At 66.3% G+C, this 282-nt stretch carries 1 protein-coding gene; it reads left to right on the top strand.

The features are described from left to right. Positions 1–27: 27 nt before the first annotated feature. A partial coding sequence (locus tag ACSNOG_RS33180) for an FG-GAP repeat domain-containing protein (RefSeq protein ID WP_436756381.1) occupies positions 28–282 on the top strand: 255 nt, incomplete at its 3' end.

Raw genomic sequence — 282 nt, 5'->3', positions numbered from 1 at the left:
TCCGGTCTGGACACCTTCGGTGACCGGGTGGAGATCGGTTCCGGTGCCTGGAACGGCATGCGCAACCTCACCGTCGGGGACTTCACCGGTGACGGCAAGCCCGACCTCGTCGCCACCCGGCGTAACGACGGCAAGCTCTTCCTCTACCCCGGAACCAGCGGCAAGGGCCTGGCTCTCCTCGCCGACCGGATCGAAATCGGTTCCGGCGCGTGGAACGGCATGAAGCACGTCGGAGCGGGTGACTTCAACGGCGACGGGAAGACCGACATCATCGCCGCGAAG

The sequence above is a fragment of the Streptomyces sp. URMC 124 genome (genome assembly GCF_051386455.1).
Classification (GTDB): Bacteria; Actinomycetota; Actinomycetes; order Streptomycetales; family Streptomycetaceae; genus Streptomyces.
Note: the sequence above shows the minus strand (reverse complement) of the source record. Positions and strands in the feature narration are given on the sequence as shown.